Source organism: Paenibacillus sp. FSL H7-0942 (genome assembly GCF_045040715.1).
GTDB classification, from domain to species: domain Bacteria; phylum Bacillota; class Bacilli; order Paenibacillales; family Paenibacillaceae; genus Paenibacillus; species Paenibacillus amylolyticus.
This window is the reverse complement of sequence record NZ_CP150279.1, coordinates 1,219,347-1,238,640: the sequence shown is the minus strand read 5'-3', so window position 1 is coordinate 1,238,640 and position 19,294 is coordinate 1,219,347. Positions and strand designations below refer to the sequence as shown.

The 19,294-nt window shown below is 46.8% G+C and carries 15 protein-coding genes; 3 read left to right on the top strand and 12 right to left on the bottom strand.

From position 1 onward, the window contains the following. Positions 1 to 157 precede the first annotated feature (157 nt). From MHI48_RS05505 to MHI48_RS05495, 3 genes are read right to left on the bottom strand one after another with little or no spacing between them, the layout of a single operon-like run. A complete protein-coding gene (locus tag MHI48_RS05505) occupies positions 158 to 1,321 on the bottom strand; it encodes a hypothetical protein (protein WP_405143335.1) in 1,164 nt (387 codons plus the stop codon). Then, positions 1,318 to 2,784, bottom strand: a complete 1,467-nt coding sequence (locus MHI48_RS05500; RefSeq protein WP_076329416.1) for a cell wall metabolism sensor histidine kinase WalK — start codon at positions 2,782 to 2,784, stop codon at positions 1,318 to 1,320. The genes MHI48_RS05505 and MHI48_RS05500 overlap by 4 nt, the downstream gene beginning before the upstream one ends. After that, positions 2,781 to 3,494, bottom strand: a complete 714-nt coding sequence (locus tag MHI48_RS05495; protein WP_036606313.1) for a response regulator transcription factor — start codon at positions 3,492 to 3,494, stop codon at positions 2,781 to 2,783. The genes MHI48_RS05500 and MHI48_RS05495 overlap by 4 nt, the downstream gene beginning before the upstream one ends. A gap of 216 nt (positions 3,495 to 3,710) precedes the next feature. Between MHI48_RS05495 and MHI48_RS05490 the strand changes: the two genes are divergently transcribed. Both MHI48_RS05490 and MHI48_RS05485 read left to right on the top strand, forming a co-directional pair. Then, the gene (locus MHI48_RS05490) at positions 3,711 to 4,187 is read left to right on the top strand and encodes an RNA polymerase sigma factor (protein ID WP_076253376.1); all 477 of its coding nucleotides are present in this window, start codon (positions 3,711 to 3,713) and stop codon (positions 4,185 to 4,187) included. A 222-nt stretch (positions 4,188 to 4,409) separates the two neighbouring features. After that, positions 4,410 to 7,196 (top strand): DUF5689 domain-containing protein, encoded by a 2,787-nt coding sequence (locus tag MHI48_RS05485; protein ID WP_405144590.1) that lies wholly within the window; start codon positions 4,410 to 4,412, stop codon positions 7,194 to 7,196. Positions 7,197 to 7,291: 95 nt separating this feature from the next. Here MHI48_RS05485 and MHI48_RS05480 read toward each other — a convergent pair whose 3' ends face one another. From MHI48_RS05480 to MHI48_RS05460, 5 genes are all read right to left on the bottom strand, one after another. Continuing rightward, positions 7,292 to 7,552, bottom strand: coding sequence for a hypothetical protein (locus MHI48_RS05480; RefSeq protein ID WP_076329415.1), 261 nt, complete (start codon positions 7,550 to 7,552; stop codon positions 7,292 to 7,294). Positions 7,553 to 7,870: 318 nt separating this feature from the next. Further along, positions 7,871 to 8,677: a phosphonate ABC transporter, permease protein PhnE gene (gene phnE, locus MHI48_RS05475; RefSeq protein ID WP_405143331.1), complete on the bottom strand. Its 807-nt coding sequence runs from the start codon at positions 8,675 to 8,677 to the stop codon at positions 7,871 to 7,873. Further along, on the bottom strand, positions 8,674 to 9,525 hold the full coding sequence (gene phnE / locus MHI48_RS05470; RefSeq protein ID WP_036672541.1) for a phosphonate ABC transporter, permease protein PhnE: 852 nt from the start codon (positions 9,523 to 9,525) through the stop codon (positions 8,674 to 8,676). Before phnE (MHI48_RS05470) ends, phnE (MHI48_RS05475) begins: the two co-directional genes overlap by 4 nt. Continuing rightward, positions 9,522 to 10,319: a phosphonate ABC transporter ATP-binding protein gene (gene phnC, locus MHI48_RS05465; protein ID WP_076253378.1), complete on the bottom strand. Its 798-nt coding sequence runs from the start codon at positions 10,317 to 10,319 to the stop codon at positions 9,522 to 9,524. The genes phnE (MHI48_RS05470) and phnC overlap by 4 nt, the downstream gene beginning before the upstream one ends. Before the next feature lie 177 nt (positions 10,320 to 10,496). Further along, a complete protein-coding gene (locus MHI48_RS05460; protein WP_405143329.1) occupies positions 10,497 to 11,495 on the bottom strand; it encodes a phosphate/phosphite/phosphonate ABC transporter substrate-binding protein in 999 nt (332 codons plus the stop codon). A 258-nt stretch (positions 11,496 to 11,753) separates the two neighbouring features. On the opposite strand from MHI48_RS05460, the gene MHI48_RS05455 reads away from it, so the two are divergent. Beyond that, a complete protein-coding gene (locus MHI48_RS05455) occupies positions 11,754 to 13,358 on the top strand; it encodes a bifunctional metallophosphatase/5'-nucleotidase (protein ID WP_405143327.1) in 1,605 nt (534 codons plus the stop codon). A 92-nt stretch (positions 13,359 to 13,450) separates the two neighbouring features. On the opposite strand, the gene MHI48_RS05450 is transcribed toward MHI48_RS05455, so the two are convergent. The 4 genes from MHI48_RS05450 to MHI48_RS05435 form a co-directional block, all read right to left on the bottom strand. Then, positions 13,451 to 13,786 carry a hypothetical protein gene (locus MHI48_RS05450; protein WP_405143325.1) on the bottom strand — a complete coding sequence of 112 codons (336 nt, stop codon included), beginning with the start codon at positions 13,784 to 13,786 and terminating at the stop codon, positions 13,451 to 13,453. Positions 13,787 to 14,060: 274 nt separating this feature from the next. Next, entirely contained in the window at positions 14,061 to 15,899 is a 1,839-nt protein-coding gene (locus tag MHI48_RS05445) for an ABC transporter ATP-binding protein (protein ID WP_405143323.1), read from the bottom strand. Beyond that, a complete protein-coding gene (locus MHI48_RS05440) occupies positions 15,880 to 17,682 on the bottom strand; it encodes an ABC transporter ATP-binding protein (RefSeq protein WP_405143321.1) in 1,803 nt (600 codons plus the stop codon). Before MHI48_RS05440 ends, MHI48_RS05445 begins: the two co-directional genes overlap by 20 nt. Before the next feature lie 245 nt (positions 17,683 to 17,927). Continuing rightward, entirely contained in the window at positions 17,928 to 18,986 is a 1,059-nt protein-coding gene (locus MHI48_RS05435) for a CotH kinase family protein (RefSeq protein WP_405143319.1), read from the bottom strand. Positions 18,987 to 19,294: the final 308 nt, after the last annotated feature.

The window sequence follows — 19,294 nt, the reverse complement described above, 5'->3', positions numbered from 1 at the left end:
TGTAGCACATTCCCTTATCATTATAGGGTGGAGATGTATCCGGGCTGGCCCGAGTTGTATCCAACTTGTAACATGTCATAACAAAAAAAAGACCTTGTCCACAGAGCAGCTATCGCTCCATCAGACCAAGGTCTTATATTCGTATACCTTCCGCAGCTTACCAGGCTCTGAAACTAAAGCGGTACATTTCACTTTTATCCACTGAGCTGCTTACAGCAAATAATTCATCGTCATTCCATTTCAGACTGATGAAGTTATCAATATTGCGATAGATCACCGTATCCGACGAAATCTTGCTGTCATTCAGGTAGGCAACATGCAACTCATTCTTCTGATTCTGACTGTCCATCGGGAAAAAGTAAGCTATTCGGGATTCATCTGCATCCAGATCGAAGCTCCAGATCGAACCTTGTAATAACAGATCATACTGCTCCTCTGCTGCATGATACCGATACAGCCCCTGTACCTTATTCATCGTTCCCTGGATGAGCATGTCACCATTTGTCAGCAACTTGTACTGTTGGATGTCTTCCATTGCAGCATACGCCTTCACTTCATGCTCATCCTCAAGCGATACACGATAGATAGCATACTTGTCTTTCAGCATCACCAGTATATAAAACTGTTGGTGATCCTCACTGACCTGCAACACATCCATAACGATAAACGTATCACTCGAACCTTTCCCTTGTTTTGGTCCTGTGAACATGCTCATCAGCTCTTCATACGTGTAGATGACATGACTCGTCCCCTGGCTCAGATCAACTTGTTTAAATAACAGATCATCCTGACCGATGTAGGATTCGTTCCCTACAAACACTCGATAATACGAGTTGTCGTACGGAAGCTTGCGACGTTCCCCGCTCTGTATTATATACTCATACGTTGTCTTCTGCGTCTGACCTGACCGATACTGGGAGTAAATGATTTTCTTGTGATCCGGGCTGATCGTTACACCGTAATCCGTATTAGCCGCAATGTTCTTCACTTCCTTATCATCCAGATGCAGAAGAGACAGCTTGAGCCCTGAATAGGAAAATTCCGGCTGATTAAATATAATCGTATTCCGGTCTAACACTTCAAAATCAAAGATCGCAAAGTCATTTGGAATCTTGGTAGCCGACTCGATCTGAATCGTACTGCTCGGTGGTGGCGCCAGACGGCTGTTGAATTGCTCACTTGGCAAAATTACTGTTCTAGGCTTGAGATTTCCGAGACTGAACAGGCTCCCAATCCCGAAAATTCCGCTGACAAATGCGATCAACAACCCTGACAGCATCAATCTGTCACGGTTTTTACGCCAAAATCCAGGATGTCTCATGCGTTCATTTCCCCCGGAAGACTGATATTCACTTGTGTCCCTTCCCGCATGATGCTCTTCATCTCCACTGTTCCTCCATGACGCTCAACGATGTTCTTCACAATAGATAAACCCAGCCCGGCACTGCCTTTCTCGGCCCTGTTAATTCCTTTATCCTGGTAAAAGGGTTCAAATACATGTTGGAGCGCTTCAGCACCGATTCCTTCCCCCTGATCACGGATCACAATAGCGATAGAATCACCTAACCGGAAGGATTGTACTTCGATAATGGAGTTCACATCACTGTACTTGACCGAATTATCCAGGATGTTGAGAAAGACCTCCTTCAACTTATCCCGATCTCCCTGTAAATACTGATGTTCCTCCAACTCATAGTGAATGCCTATATTGTACTTGCTGGCCTTAATCGACATATCCTCACAAGCTTCACGAATAATATCTGATATATCGATACGTTCGAACCGGTATGCCTGAATGACCGCAGAGGAGACCGAGACCTCCAGAATATCCGCAACCATCGTGTTGAGACGCTGGCTTTCCTTGATGATATAATTCATGCCCTTGTCAAAAAAGTCCTGGTCGGTAAATCCGTTATCCCGTAAAATCTGGGCGTATCCCAGAATCGTCGTTAAGGGTGTCTTCAATTCATGTGTCACATTGTCAAAAAAGACTTTGCTTCTGGCCTGTACTTGCTTCACTTCGTCCCGCTCTCGCTCAATCACATCAATCTGCTCCCGAACCCGATCAATCATGACGGTGAAGCTTGAAGCCAGTTCACCGATCTCATCCTTGGTTGTAATCTGAATGTCCGCATTCAGACTTCCTTGGGCCACTTCCGCAGAACGTTTCGTGAGTACACGGATGGGTTGTGTAATTTTCCGGGAAATAAAGATGGATGCGATAAATACAAATACGAAAATAACTGCTGCAAAAAACTTGATTGTATTTTGAAAACGAAGGTTGCGTTTGAACAATTCCGTGTAATCCTTCTTCATCTGTACGATTCCAATCAATTGTTGATCCATCTGGAGCGGGAAGGACAGACTGGCTGTGACCCGACCCTTATCCACAACTGTGGTGTAAGCAATCCGGGAATGTACGGCTTCCTCCACATCAGGATGGTCAGACCGCTTAGCAACGTTAACCTCGCTGCCAACAGATCCGTATGGCGAAGCATCGGGGCCATATACTACAATCTCCCCACCAACGGCTGAGCCAATCTGCTCCGCGAGCTCGCGACTCCCTGCTTCGAGCGAGTCTCTGCTCATGCGTTTGTTATGTATCAGAAAGTACTGATTCAGCGCGATGTCCAGATTTCTTTTGGATTGCACCATATCCTCATGCACTTCCCGGTACATATTCTCCTGGGCTACCTTATTGGACAGAATCAACAGGACGGAGAATCCGATAAATACAATGACCGAGAACAGCACCACCATTTTGAACTGGATCGTCCACTTCATGTCTGTACCTGAATATTCAGCTTGTACCCCACACCGAATACCGTTTCAATCATCGAAATGCCTTGCACACCACTATCCAGTTTCTTGCGAATCCGTTGTACATGAATGTCCACCGTTCGGGTATCCCCTGCAAAATCAAATCCCCATACCTTGTCAAGCAGTTCAGAACGTGTATGCACCTTGCGATGATGGGTCACGAGAAATAACAACAGATCGTATTCTTTATTCGTGAGTCCTGCCCGTTCCCCGTCTTTCCACACTTCCCGTTCATCCTTGCGGATCTCAATATGCTTGCCTAGCCTTACCACCTCATAGGACTGATTCTCCAGTGTCTCGCTGATCAGATCAATCCGGCGAAAAATCGCCCGAATGCGCGCAACCACCTCACGGATATCAAAAGGCTTCGTGATATAGTCATCCGCCCCAAGCTCCATGCCAAGTACCTTGTCCAGCATGTCCGACTTCGCAGTGATCATGATGACAGGTATCTTGGAGTTCACAGATAGTTGCCTGCACACATCAAAACCGCTCATATCTGGCAGCATCAGATCCAGCAGGATCAGATCCGGCTTCGAATCCCGAAGCAGATCCAGACCTTCTTTTCCCGTAGCTGCTTCCTTGATCTCAAATCCTTCCTTACGTAACGAATAGGACAAAATATCGCGAATGGACTCCTCGTCCTCAATAATTAAAATCTCTTTTTGTCTCATGATACTTTCGTAATCTCCCTGCTCTATGAATTTCCTTGATCTGCCTTTATTTTGTATCCCAAGCGGTATGCTTGAATAGAGGGAAGCACGAAATGTTACAACTCCGATACAACTCTGAACCTTTTGGAAACAACCACCCGATATACTTGGATCATAAAGAGACTCATACCAGACCGGACCCAAGCCTGATCTGTATCCAAGGGGGATTCACATCATATGAACAGCACACAAATTAATGATGCTTATGTCAACTATAAATCAGAAATCACAAGGTATCTATCCCATATCGTCAAACAACCGCAAGATGCAGAAGATCTGGCACAGGATTGTTTCATTCGACTAATGAACGTTACCGTGGATATCCCTGAAGATCGCATTCTCTATTATCTCAAACGCATTGCCCGTAACCTGGCGATGGACAGCTTCCGCAGGCGAACCCGTACACTCAGACGAGACAGTCGTCTGGAGGTACCTACCCATCACGTCGATACATCCCACCTTGAAATTAGCGAAGGTGTTCATGATCTTGTTTCCCATATTAACAACACCGAACATCGTAAAATATTAGAACTTCGCCTCATCCATGGATACTCCATTAAGGAAACGGCAGAGCTGGTGAATCGCAGTGAAGGCATGATTAAATCCTCTGTCTTCCATGCCGTCAATCGAATTCGGGCCAAAGTCATCTCATAAGAGATGGCTTTTTATTTGCGTAAAATCAATATGCACGCAGAAATGAATGGATTATGACGGGACCGAAATACCTATGGATATGTCAAAAGACCCAATTTTACAAATATCGAGTTAATTTTTACAAATTGTTATGACTATGTGAGATTTTCATGTGGTAGAATATGGACGAACTCATGAATCAACTAATATTTGGGAGGGATTTGGTTGGGTAAATTAACAGGTATGCGAGGAGTATTTTTAAAATCACTCCTGGCATTGTCCATGGCTTTGCCGCTTCAGGTCGGATTATGGAACGGAGATGCATCGGTTCATGCGGAAGGACCGACAGACCCGGCACCGTTCATCCAGGCAAAGGTTGTGAACCAAAATGCAGGTAAAAAAGTATTGTTCGACAACTCTCACGGCCAAACGGCTGGAGCTGCAGACTGGGTCATTGATGGAGGTTTCTCCGACTTCGGGAATGCACTCGCGAATGATGGTTACTATGTCAAAGAACTTCGCAAGACAACTCCATTTACCTATGATGATCTGAAAGAGTATAACGTATTCGTTATTGCAGAGCCTCAAATTCCTTTCAAAACATCCGAACAAGCAGCACTCACACAATATGTTGAAACGGGCGGCAGCATCTTCTTTGTTGGAGATCACTATAATGCAGACCGTAATAAAAACCGCTGGGATGGCTCTGAAGTCATCAACGGCTATCGTCGGGGAGCATTCGAAGATCCGGCCAAAGGTATGAGCACCGATGAGCGTAATTCTGAAGCGATGCAAAATGTAACCGGCTCGGACTGGTTGTCCGATAACTTCGGCGTACGTTTCCGCTATAACGCACTTGGCGATATCAACGCCAATATCGTTGTACCGGCAGATCAAGCCTTCGGCATCACAGAAGGCGTATCGGCTGTAGCGATGCACGCAGGTTCAACACTTGCAATCACCGATCCGGAAAAGGCAAAAGGTATTGTGTACCTGCCAAAAACCAACGCAAAATGGAATAACGCGGTAGACCAAGGTGTCTACAACGGCGGCGGGATTGAAGAAGGTCCTTACGTGGCTGTATCCAAGCTGGGCGCAGGTAAAGCTGCCTTCATCGGTGACTCCTCTCCAGTAGAAGATGCATCACCAAAATACTTGCGTGAAGAGACAGGCACACGCAAAACAACTTATGACGGTTTTAAAGAAGCCGATGATGCCGTGTTGCTCGTGAACACCGTAAACTGGCTTGCTACACAAGAGAACTACACAAGCCTGACTGAAGTGAACGGACTTGAACTGGACACAGCTACAGCGCTGTTGCCATTCGAAGAGCCGGCTGCTTCCACAGAACCACAGGCTGAACCTTGGTCCGCACCTGCTGCCGGATATAAGTGGTACGATCGTTCCACGTTCAAGGCTGGTTCTTACGGAGGCCCTGCATCCAGTGCGAACGCTGCATACAGCTTCGTGAAACAGGATACTCTTCCAAATGCAGAAGACTTCCAGATTCGTGTAGTTGTGGAGAACATGGTTCCGAACACAACCGTATCCGGTTATAGTGCCGGTATCTATCTGACTGGCGGAACACAGGTCGCCATGATCCAGAATGAAAGTGGTACTTGGCCAACTTCGTACGGGTATAGCTCCACATTCAGTGTAACCTCGGACAGCCAAGGTCGCGGGATCAAAGATCTGAACGTCCGGATCAAACCAGGTACAACTGGCGCTGCCAGCTTGCGTCTGCGTCTGAATGGCAGCAACCTGATCACCAATGCCGTGACTGTTGGCAATGTGCCAGCAGAACAGCTTCCGGAAGAAGAAGGACCGATTCCAGCAGCTATCACAGTTGCTGAAGCACGCACCAAAGCTGCTGGCACTACCGTAACCATCGAAGGTGTTGTGACGACAGAGCCAGGTGCATTTGGTGGACAAGCCTTCTATCTTCAAGATGAAACTGCTGGAATCTACGTATTCCAGCACACTAGCGGCTTCCATGCTGGTGACAAGGTGAAAGTAACAGCAGCAACAACCATCTATAACAGCGAGTTCGAGCTTACCGATATCGTTGCGATTGAGAAAACAGGTACGGCTTCCGTACCTGCTCCAATCGAAGTTACTGCAATTACAGATGCGAACCAGGGTCAACTGGTTCAATTGAAAAATGTAACGATTGAGAATATCATCAGTGCTACACCAGTTGGATCTTTTGAATTCGACGCGGTAGCAGCAGATGGAACGAGCACACACATCCGTGTAGACACCCGTACAGGTGTGACGGAGACTTCCTTCCCTTATGCTGCTGGTGACAAAATCGATATCACAGGCGTTTCCGCTATTTTCAAAGATGTATATCAATTGAAACCTAGAAGTTTGAATGATTTTGTACCTGCTGAAGAGCAAGGTGGCGGCGAAGTGCCTTCCACTCCAGCTGCAGGAGCACCGGGTAAACCGGTGCTTTCTTCTGATAATGGATATACCACTGGCCTGTTCGAAGGTTCGTACAACGTAAGCATGAACCTCTGGTGGGGTGAAAACGGTTCTGAGTACAAACTGTATGAGAATGGCGTTCTGATCGATACGCAGAAGTTGACTGCGGCTTCACCATCGGCTCAGTCCTCCAAAACCGCCATTACAGGCAAAGCCAACGGCACGTATACCTATGTAGCTGAGCTGACCAATGACAAAGGCACAACACGCAGTGACGTGCTGACGGTACAAGTAACCAATGCTGCTCCAGGCAAAGCTACGTTGTCCCAAAACAACTGGGATGGTGACGGCAACTTTAACGTATCCATGAACCTCTGGTGGGGTACAAATGCAACCGAATACCGTCTCTATGAGAATGATGTATTAATTGATACACAAGCGTTGAACGCGGCAACACCAGCTTCCCAAAGTGCTACAACTGAATTGTCGGGTCGCGCTAACGGAACGTATACGTACCGTGCTGAGCTGATCAACGCCGCAGGGGTAACCAGCACCGAGACAATTACGGTTCAAGTTACCAAAGCATTGCCTTTGGCTAGCTAAGTCTCAGTTAAGAAGCCTAACGTTTAACCAAGCAACTAAAAAACCGAAACCACATTGCCTGATTCACAGGGCAACATGGTTTCGGTTTTTATCATTCATTTCAAACGTTCAGGCTCATATCCATTTCTAACAAATAGAATGCTGTTCCATACAGCACAATAAGCGGCGACGGCGATGACACTAATGACAAAAATCAAGTTCATCTGTGTAAACGTATAACTGCTTCCCGTGAAAATGATCAGGATTGCACTGAGCCCAATATTTTCTCTGTTATGTTTTTTAAACTTCTGAAAGATCATTCTGTACAGCAATATCAATACCATAAATACAATCCATATAAAATAAAATATTTCCATAGGTCACCTTCCTTTTGAAAACTCACTTCTTGTATGGATATCTATGAGGAGTATTTATTAATATCCTTAATTCCCTTTATATAGAAACCTATTAATCTTACATGGATTTGGAAAATAATTCAATCATTTTCACACATATTCTTGGAATCCTCTTATTCCTCGACGGTTAACTGAGCAACAAAAACGCACCGTTGTTTATTTGCAGACACAAAAAAAGACTATCCCTGCCCATATTCTGGCACCGAATAGCCCTCTCTTCTTCCTCTATCAACTTATCTTAATTTATCATTTAATATATTCGTAGCGCCACATTAACCCTTACACCAGCTTCTTACGAATATACCCCGAGATCAAGTCAATAATCGTGATCATCACGATAATACCCAACAGGATAATACCTACTCGCGGCCAGTTCCGTGTGCTAAGTGCAAAGATCAGCGGTGTACCGATACCCCCTGCTCCAATTACACCCAGTATAGTCGCGGAACGTACATTGATCTCAAAACGATACAATGTATAGTTCAGGAATCCAGGCATAACCTGCGGCAGGATGGCAAACCACAACTGCTGCATACGGTTGGCTCCAGAGGCAAGCAGCGCCTCAGATGGGCCATAGTCGATATTTTCAACTTCATCCGCGTACAGTTTGCCTAACATGCCGATGGAGTGCAACCCAAGGGCGAGAACCCCTGCAAACGATCCGGGACCTACTGCCTTAATGAACAACAAGGCCATGATAATCTCAGGGAACGTGCGAATAAAGCTGAGTACCATTTTGCCTGCACCCGAGATGGAACGATGCCCACTCATGTTACGAGCTGACCAGAAAGCAAATGGAATACAGAGCACAGCCGAGATCACGGTACCCAGCACGGAAATCGCCAGTGTATCCAGCAGTCCTCGCAGCAGGTCTTCTCCCTCAGGCAAATATACAAACTCCCAGTCCGGTGAGAAAATTCCGGCTACAATGGCTTTCATAATCTGAGCGGCAGTTTCCTTGAAACCAGTAAACGGTACACCGGCAAGCGCCCAAGCATACACAAGGATCAGCAGTAATACAATAACCCAGCGTAGCGGGTTTTTCCGTGGTTTTGGCCGGATGCGGCTTGTTTCATTTTTCATCATAGCAATTTCTCCCGCAGCTTAGTACTTACATAATCAATGACCAGAACGATGACGAGGGTAAACAGAATGATTACGCTGGTCTTGTCATACTCCAGGAATCCAAGTGTGGCCTCATAGTAAAGCCCGATCCCTCCGGCTCCCACCAATCCCAGAATGGCAGCAGCACGTATATTAATTTCGAAGGCATACAGCACATAGGATGTGAACTGGGCAGCCAGTTGCGGCACCACGCCATATACAATGAGCTGAATCCGGTTCATACCAACAGCCGTCATCGCTTCCAGCGGCCCCTGATCAATGGTTTCCAGCGTCTCATACGTCAGCTTCGCGATCAGACCTATCGAGAACACAGCCAGTGCCAAGATTCCGGGGATTGGCCCCAAACCAAACACAGCAACGAACAAAGCAGCAAGCAACAGATCCGGCACGGTCCGAATCAGGTTCAACAGAAAGCGCGCCGGATAGTAGATCCAGCGACTTGGCATCAGGTTACCGGCACAGATAATCGAGACTGGAATCGCAATAATCGCACCAATGGTTGTCCCAATCAGGGCCATTCGAATCGTTTCAAGCATGCCTTGCACGATATTATCAAAGTAACTCCACCGGGGCGGGAACATCTCCTTCAGCAGATCCAGCATGTTGGGAAAACCTTCAAACAACTCCGTGAAGCTGGCATCCGTCTGCTTGGCACTGGCCCACAGAAGGAGCAGAATGATCACTAAGGTGAGCAAATGTTTCGTACGCCCAGGCGGTTTTGGGCGATTCACAACCTGAGCCGGGCTGGAACCAGGTTCCTTCCCCACTCCGCCTGAATTCTGAAGTGGAACGTTGGACTGCCCCTTCATACCACAACTTCTCCCTGCTCATGCACAGCCTGCTTGTCCAACAATTCGTCAGCCAGAATTGGTCTGCCGTATATTTCTGCAAAGCGCTCATCCGTTGCCTCTTCTACCGGGCCGTCGAAGACCACCTCGCCTGCTCGCAATCCGACAATACGGGTCGCATACTCTCTCGCCAGATCAATAAAGTGAAGGTTGACGATCGTCGTAATCCCAAGGTCTTGATTGATGCGTTTCAGGTCATCCATGACCTGTTTTGTTGTAAGCGGGTCAAGTGAAGCAACCGGTTCGTCGGCCAGAATGATTTTTGCTTCCTGTGCCAGTACACGAGCAATAGCCACACGCTGTTGTTGTCCACCAGACAACTGATCTGCACGGGAATAAGCTTTCTCCGAAATATTCACACGATCCAGCGCAGTGAATGCCAGTTCAATATCCTCTTTTGGAAAACGACCCATAATGGTACGCATAGTGGAATGATATCCAACCCGTCCAGCGAGTACGTTACGTAGTACACTGGACCGTTTTACCAGATTGAAACTCTGGAAAATCATGCCGATGTCACGTCTGATCATGCGCAGCCGTTTGCCTTGTGCCTTCGTGATGGAACTTCCGTTAATCAGAATCTCGCCCTCACTAATGTCGTGCAGTCGGTTAATGGAGCGTAAGAGCGTTGATTTACCCGCACCGGACAGACCCACAACAGCAATGAATTCACCCTGCTTAAATTTCAGATTAATATTATCCAGGCCCTTGGTACCGTTAGCGTAAGTTTTGGTAACGTTATGAAGCTCAATCATGACAATATCCTTCTTTCATTCATAATGATCAACCATACATGAGTCCTTGCTATAATGGCACAAGCCAGTGCAGCGTAGATCACGCTGAACTGGCCTGTCCATTGCTACGATTAAGCTGTTCCCATCCAAGAAAGCTACTACAAAGTGAACAGATCCCGAACTACTTTTAGATCAGAATTATTCACCTTTCACTTTTTCGCCATACTGACGAACGATCTCAAACTTGCTATCATCGGACTCTACATAACCTTCATGCGTATAGATTTCTTTGATGATCTGGTGACCTTCAGTATCTTTACCGATATCGATGAAGGCTTGTTTGATCTTCGCAGTCCAATCTGCATTCATGTCTGTACGAACGGCAATGGTATCGTTAGGAATAGGCTCAGTGAACGCCAGTACACGTGTATCTTCAAATACAGTCGGATAGTCTTTAGCTACCGTGTTGCGGGCATCTTGGAAAATAGCTGCTGCATCAACGTCACCGTTCAATACAGCGATAACACCTTGGTCATGACCTTTCAACGTTACAGGTGTTACATCTTTTAATGGATCAATGCCCCTGTCCAGCAACAGACCTGCTGGCCATACATAACCTGCGGAAGACGTTACGTTTTGGTAAGCCACTTTTTTACCTTTAAGGTCCTCGATGGATTGAATCGGAGAGTCTTTTTTTACAATGAACATGGATTTATAGGAATACGCCAACTCTTCGGTTGGAGCACCTGTCTCATCATTTACACCGAAACGTTGTGCTTGCAAGATAACCTGCGCAGCGCCTTTTTCTTTAGCCAGTACATAAGCTGTCGGAGGCAAGAAACCTACGTCTACTTTGTTGGAAGCCATTGCTTCAATAATTGTGTTGTAGTCGGTGGATACGCTGACTTTTACCGGAATGCCCAGTTTGTCACCAAGCAACTTCTCCAGCGGTTTCGCTTTGGCTTCAAGCGTATCTGCGTTCTGGGAAGGAACAAATTGAACCGTCAGTTCAGTTGGCACATAACCTTCGACAGCTTTCTCTGTCTCTGCCGTAGACGTACCGGATGCATTCGAACTCGAATTATCCCCGTTAGCCGAACCTGTTGTACTACTGCTAGACCCACAAGCACTCAGAAACAGAACCAAAATCAACAATGGTAAAAATAAAGCAGACTTCTTCAAACGAACACCCTCCAAAGAGTTTCTATTTTTCAGTACTTATCTACTATAGTTGCCAAATATTAGCGCGATGTGAAACGAAATTTGGAGTTTTGTAAAGTTTCCTGTCAGGCTGTCAGCGCGACTTGTATCTGTTAGAATAGGCTCATTATGGTTGAAGATATAAGAAGAACATCGGAGATAACGGCGCATACTTCGGTTCTTCAAGCTATTCATTCTTCTCCGTTTTATAGTAATTCCATATATCTGAACTTATATATTAGAGGAGATTGTAAAATGACATCCACAAACCATACGGCAAGCTTCGATATTCTGTATACCAGTGATCTGCACGGGGCGATCCGTCCCATTCATTACAATACCAATGCCTACCGCCCGGCTGGGCTTGCCCTGCTGGCCTCCCTGATTCGCAAGGAACGTGAACGTGCACCTGAATTGATGCTGGTGGATAACGGGGATCTGTTGCAAGGATCACCCTTGGCCTCCTATGCAGCTTCACAGGTTTCCAAAAACGAGGTGCATCCATTCATAACGGTACTGAATGAACTCGGTTATGATGCTGCGGTGATGGGCAATCACGAGTTTAACTATGGTCAGAGTCTGTTGCGCGGAGCAGTTGAAGCTTCTAATTTCCCCTGGCTGTCTGCCAATATTGTAAAAAATGAGCAACCAGACGTACCTGCCTTCGGTCCTCCGTATCTAATCAAAACCTTGTCTACGGGTGTTAAAATTGCCCTCTTGGGCGCAACTACGCACTACATACCGAACTGGGAGCACCCGAAAAATATTGAGGGTTTACAGTTCCTTGATGCCTTAGAGACCATTCGTAAATGGGTTAGCTATATCCATGAGCATGAACAACCAGATGTAATGGTTGTCAGTTATCACGGTGGATTTGAGAGTGATCTGGAGACAGGCGAGCCCACCGAACGGTTAACTGGGGAAAATCAAGGCTATGCCATCTGCCGGGACATCGAAGGCATCGATGTGTTGCTTACTGGACATCAGCATCGTCAGCTTACCGCTAATATTCATGGTGTAACCGTCATTCAGCCGGGATTCAGTGGAAATGGTGCGGGGCATGTAACCGTTCAGTTGGAACAATCATCGGGCGGCAAGTGGCAGATTACAGATAAGCAGGCTCGGTTGTTACTTCTGGATGAACATCATGAGGTTGAACCTGATGCAACCGTCATGAAACTGACGGAAGAGCTGGAAACTGAGGCACAAGCATGGCTTGATCAACCTATTGGCGAGGTGGATGGGGATTTATCGATCACCAATGCTACGTCCCTTCGACTCAAGGCACATCCATTCATTGCTTTTGTACATCAAGTGCAGATGGAAGCGACTGGGGCTGATCTGTCCAATACCGCCATGCTGAGTGAAGAAGCTCGTGGATTCGGACGCCATATCACCGTTCGGGACGTGTTATCCAACTTCATCTATCCCAACACGCTGACGGTGCTGGAGCTGAGCGGTCAAGATATCCGTGATGCACTGGAACAAACAGCACGTTATTTTGAAGTGAATGCTTTTGGCGAGGTGGCAGTCAATCCGGCCTATATGGAGCCCAAACCTCAGCATTATAATTATGATATGTGGGCCGGCCTAGAGTACGAGCTGGATATCTCCCAACCTGTCGGCAGTCGAGTTGTGAAGTTGGAACGTGAAGGTAAACCCATGGATATGGATGGCACATACTCTGTGGTGATGAACAGCTACCGCGCTGCTGGCGGCGGGGATTATGCGATGTATCCAGGCAAAAAGGTGCTGCATGAAGGCGCCACGGATATGGCAGCTCTGGTGGAAGATTACATCCGCAGACACCAGCCGTTAACGGTGGAGCAGGCGGACAACTGGAAAGTTAGTGGCAGTTAAATGAGAAAGAGCAGATCCTGATCACAGGATTTGCTCTTTTGTTTTCAACCTATTGCTTACTTGTTCTTGTTGAATTATCCTATCCTGTCCCTTCATCCAACATATTGAAGGATTAACTGATATAATGCTATTGAAAATCCTAAGATACTCGCTTTCATTTTAGATGGATGATTTCTTTCGCTGCGAATCAAATAAAAGAAAACCAAAATAAACCCTGCGGGGATCCATAGCTCAAAGACACCTTCTGATGTACTTTGAGAATAAATTGGCGTAATGAACGTACTAATTAAAAAGTAAAAGAAAACCGTAAAACGTCTTGTTTCTAACTGCTTGCTCCACCTTACTAGAATGAAAATAATAATGATTGCGATAATAATAATGTGAACAGGGGGTAGAAGAATAGCAGCATTCCCAAATTTGAATTCCATTCCGCATTGCCCTCCTCTCTTTTAATGCATCACATGACTGACTACAGGCATACGTGTAAAAATTCATTCTCATGCTTCAAAACCGCTGGCAACCGTCCAAAAACGGACCTATTCCAATATATCCTTATTTTAACATACAATCACAGTTCCGTTTTCCATTTTCCTTCAAGGGAATATGCAAAAAGAGCAGAATTGAGGAACATCGTGCCCTCATCCCTGCTCTTTTTACATACCTACAAGTTCTCTAATACATGTCCCATATTATCCAAAATGACTACTGAGCCTTTTTACGCAACTGACTGTAATACAGCTCGCTGTAGAAACCGCCTTGTTCCAGCAGGGCATCATGCGAGCCTTGCTCCAACAGATGCCCATCCTTCAGCACCAGAATCCGGTCTGCCTGACGGATCGTGTTCAGCCTGTGGGCAATAACAAAGCTGGTACGGCCTTGCATCAGGCGTTGCAGCCCTTCCTGAATTTTAATCTCCGTAACAGTATCAATACTGCTCGTCGCTTCGTCCAGTACGAGTATCGATGGATCTGCCAAGATTGCCCGGGCAATGGCGAGTAGTTGCTTCTGCCCCTGACTAATGCCGCTCCCATCGGCCTGGAGCACTTTGTCGTATCCATCCTTCATTCGCACAATGAAGGAGTGGGCATTCGCCAGCCGGGAGGCTGCTTCCACCTCTTCATCCGTTGCGTCCAGACGGCCAAATCGAATATTTTCTCGAATCGTGCCCTGAAACAAAAATGAATCCTGAAGCACAAATGCCATATGTGACCGCAGATTCTCACGCCGAATGGTGGTCATATCGCGACCATCTACCGTTAATGTGCCACCTGTTGGATCATAGAAACGGGATAACAGCTGAATTAATGTTGTTTTCCCCGCTCCGGTCGGACCCACAAGGGCAATCATCTCCCCCGGTTTGGCTTCGAAGCTGATCTCATGCAAAATGTTACGTCCTTCATCGTATCCAAAGGATACTTTGTCGAAACGAACGGCTCCCTCTACCTTGTCCAGAGATATCGCTGCCCCTTCATCCTTCGCTTCCTCATCTTCGTCCAGCACCTCGAATACGCGCTCAGCCCCCGCAATCGCGGACAATAACGTATTCCACTGGTTCGCCAGATCATTCAGCGGACGGGTGAATTGACGGGCATATTCCACAAAGATAATAATCACCCCGACCGTAACCGAACCCTGAATCGCCAGTATACCACCAATGCCCGCCACAATCGCAAAGCTCAGGTTGTTCAATCCATTCATCAGTTTCGGGATAAAACCAGAGATCGTCTGTGCCCAGAAACCGGAGATCCGGATGCGGGTATTTCGTTCCTCAAAACCGCGAATCACTCGCTCCTCTTGGGAGAATGCCTTAATGATCCGCTGCCCGGATAAAGTCTCTTCGATGTAACCGTTAAGTTCACCGAGATTGCGCTGCCGCTCCTTGAAGAGCGGTCCCGTTCTGCGCGTAATCCAACGCATACCGATGGCCATCAAAGGCACAACGATAAAGGTAAGCAGGGTCAGTAACGGGCTGAGCCAGAGCATAACCCCAAACGTTCCGAGCAGTGTTAATACACTCGAAAAAATCTGGATCGCCGAGCTGTTCAACGTACCGCTGACATTCTCGATATCATTGGTCACTCGGCTCATAATCTCACCCTGCTGGCGTTTACCGAAGAATGGAATCGGCAGCTTGTGCAGATGGGAGAACAGATCATACCGCATGCGGAACACAGTTTCCTGTGCAATTTCGATCATCCATATATTTTGTAACCAAGACGTAAGAGAGAACAAAACGTACACTGCGGTTAATCCAATCAGAAACCGAGTCCAGCTTGCGCCGGCTTCGCCCGCGATGAAATCATCTACGGCCACCCCCACCATGTAGGGGCCAAGCAAAGCGAGTGCGGAACTGGCAAACACCATCAACAGTACCATGGACAGCTTAACCTTGCGACGTGCCAGATAGGCCCAGATACGACCTAGCGTACCTGACCAATTCTTCGCCCGTGCCTTGGGTTTGCGACCACCACCTGATCGTAACGTCTCCGGATCAATCGGAGGCGGTGGCTGACGGAAAGGCTCAATGAATGCTTTGAACATGCTGTGCACCCTCCCCGTATTGTGATTCATGAATTCGACGATACAGCTCTGACGACTCCATCAGGTCTTCATGTTTTCCTTGCCCAATGAGTTGTCCATCATCAAGCAGCAGAATCAGGTCCGCCGAAGTGGTTGAACTGATCTTCTGGGTGATGATAAACGTGGTACACGACAATTCCTCCAGCGCATCGAGCAGTCTTCCTTCTGTAGCCACATCCAGCGCACTTGTGCTATCGTCCAGAATCAAAATTCTTGGTCTACGTACCAGTGCTCGTGCAATGGAAAGTCGCTGCTTCTGTCCACCGGAGAGATTCACTCCCCGTTGACCCAGCAATGTATCATAACCGTTTGGTAAATTCTCAATTGTTTCATGGATCTGCGCGCGCTTTGCGGCTTCCACGATCTCATCCAAGGTAGCATCTTCCTGACCCCAGGCAATATTCTCCCGGATGGAACCGGTAAACAGGACAACCTCCTGCGGTACATAACCAATCGCACCACGCAGTATGGACAGATCCAGCTCTGATGCATCGGCACCATCAATCCGTACCTTTCCTTGATCTTCTGTGTATAAACGCGGAATAAGCTGTACCAGCGAAGATTTGCCTGAGCCTGTTGCTCCCATAATGGCAATACGCTCCCCCGCTTTTGCCGTAAATGTGATGTTATCCAGTACTGTAATTTCACTATTCGGATAACTGAAGCCTACACTGCGGAATTCGACCGCTCCCTGAACAGCGCGCTGTTTCTTCACTGGGTATACAGATTGCGGAAAATGTGAAGATTTCATAGATCCAGCAGATGGTGCAGACGTTGATATCGTCTGTTCAGTCTCCGACGTGTCCTCTGTATTAAACACTTCATTCAGCCTTTGCGCCGAAGCGCTTGCTCTGGAGAAGGTTACCAGAATCCATGACAACGCAGACATGGCACCAATTGTGCGAAGCAGGTAGTTAATGACGGCGACCACTTCACCCACGGTTGCATTACCGGAGGCAATGTCGACTCGTCCAAACCATAACACGGCGATGATACAAACGTTCATCATCAGCAACATGAACGGCATCGTGGTCTCCGTCAAGCGCAACGCGGAAATTGTGCCTTTCATCAGCTTGCCGCTGAATCCGGCAAAGCGTTCGATCTCATGGCTCATCCGTACGAAGACACGGATCAGCCGAATGCCTGTCAGATTCTCCTGGATGACTCCATTGACGGCATCCAGTCTGCGCTGCACATTGCGGAACAGCAGCGCTGCCTTTTTGATCATCCACACTACAACAATGAGCAGTACAGGCACCATGACAACCAGCAGCAGACCCAACCTCGGGTTCACGATCACTGCCATAATCATGCTACCAATCACCACCAGGGGCACACGTGTCATGAATCGCAGACTCATGAAGACGGTGTCCTGAACCTGGGTCACATCCCCCGTTAATCGGGTAATCAGGGACGACGTCGCGAACCGGTTAAAGACGGCATAAGAGAACGTTTGCACTTTCTCATACAGCTTCTCCCGCAGATCGTATCCAAACCCCAGACTTGCATGGGATGCAAAGAACGAACTCGCAATTCCGGCAACAAAAGCCACAACAGCACTGCCAACCAGCACACCGCCCCACAACCAGACGACAGAAAGGTCTCCCTGCTGAATCCCATTATCAATGATCTTGGAGATCAGATAAGGCTGAGCCAGCTCCACCGCAAGCTCAATTAACATCATGACCAGGGCTGCAATCGCGGCAACTCGGTACTTCTTCAAGTAGTACAACAGCTTGATCATAAGCATTCCTCCGGCTCGGAGCACCCTAAACCGATAACACGTTCCAGCTCAGAGCCTCCATTAGACATGTTGTTTTCTCCACAGCGTCCAATATGTAATCATTTCTATGTACACATATGGTTATTATAGCGTATTTTACAATGCCGCTTCTATTCTTATTACCCTACTTTTCCCAATACAATAAACTTCTCTTCATTTTGGCAGTAAAAAAAGGAAGGTCTCCCTTCCTCACACTAGTTAAGTGCTTACAGCTGACGTAGTTTTTCACTTAGATACTCCCGACGTTTCAGCACATATTCGCGAATTCTTTCCGGTTCACCTGCAAATACATCCATGGGCCATTTCATGTAAGGATCTTTGTTGACATCTTCACGAATCCCATTGTGCAATCGATGGACTAGAGGCATAATTCGCTTCTCTGTAAAAGCATTCATCAGATGCTGCCGCAGCAGCTTTTTATATTGTTGACGGAAACTACGAAATGCCAGCAATCGTCCGGTAAGTCTGTTATACCCCTGAATACGAACAAGATTGGGATCAACTCGTGTTCCATAACAGTTCCTCCCCCAAGTACCCTCATAATCCCAAGGCAGGATGCCATATTTTCCGCTTTTGATTTTCTCATACCATGTGTAATTCTGATGAAATCCGTCGAAGTTCCCTGTAAGCACAGCTCCACTTAACCAGCGTAAATAATTGTCTGTATCCACCCTCGACTGTAAAAAACGAAACAATTCCAGCCTGGACTTTATGTTCAACTGCTGAATAAAGTTACGTAGCCTTGTGCGATCCACATCTTTACCACGAATTAAGCTGTACCCTGACAATAGATCGGTACTTGTTGAAGAGGAATTCGAATTTATCATAAAACCAGCATGATCATTCACCGCATAGAAGATACTGCGCACAGGGATTTTCCGTTGGCGAAAAAAGAAGGATTTCACTCCTTCGATCCTCAGGTATACACCCAGAAGCTGCCCGTTCAGATAGAGTACGCAGTGTTGTGTAGACGGTGCGGGTACACGAATCGACTCAAAAAAACGAAAAGAAAGTGCATTGCGCAACAACGAAGGATCATCATACTCCGCATTAAAATGATACGTTCGGCTGGATGTACGAATCTCAAATGATTTTTTGGGATAACCGCGTGTATGTCCTCCACGGTATCGAAGCCGGATCGGAAACGGCTTACCGTCCATCTGCATCGTGCTGTTCACAAACGTCTCTGACCATATATTGGACGTTAACTGTTGATATTCGGTTGGAGACAAGCTGATATGGTAGACAGGTAGAGCCATTTCCATCCGCCTTTCGAATACCTGTAAGATTCGCCCGTAGGCTCTTACATCATCCTATGCAGATGCACAGAAAGTCGTACGGGCGAATGCACAGTCCTGATACTTATCACATCCAAATTCACTTGTCATAATGCGGAATAACCGAGTTATTAATCTATAAATTTACATCATTTTCATAGATTATAGCCGAAATGGTATAAATATAGTTAACTGGCTAGTCCCTCCAAGAAGCATGTCACATATGCTTAAACTACAGACAGACACGAATGACGAATGGAAGGGATCATAATTACATCCACCATTTCTGTCCATCT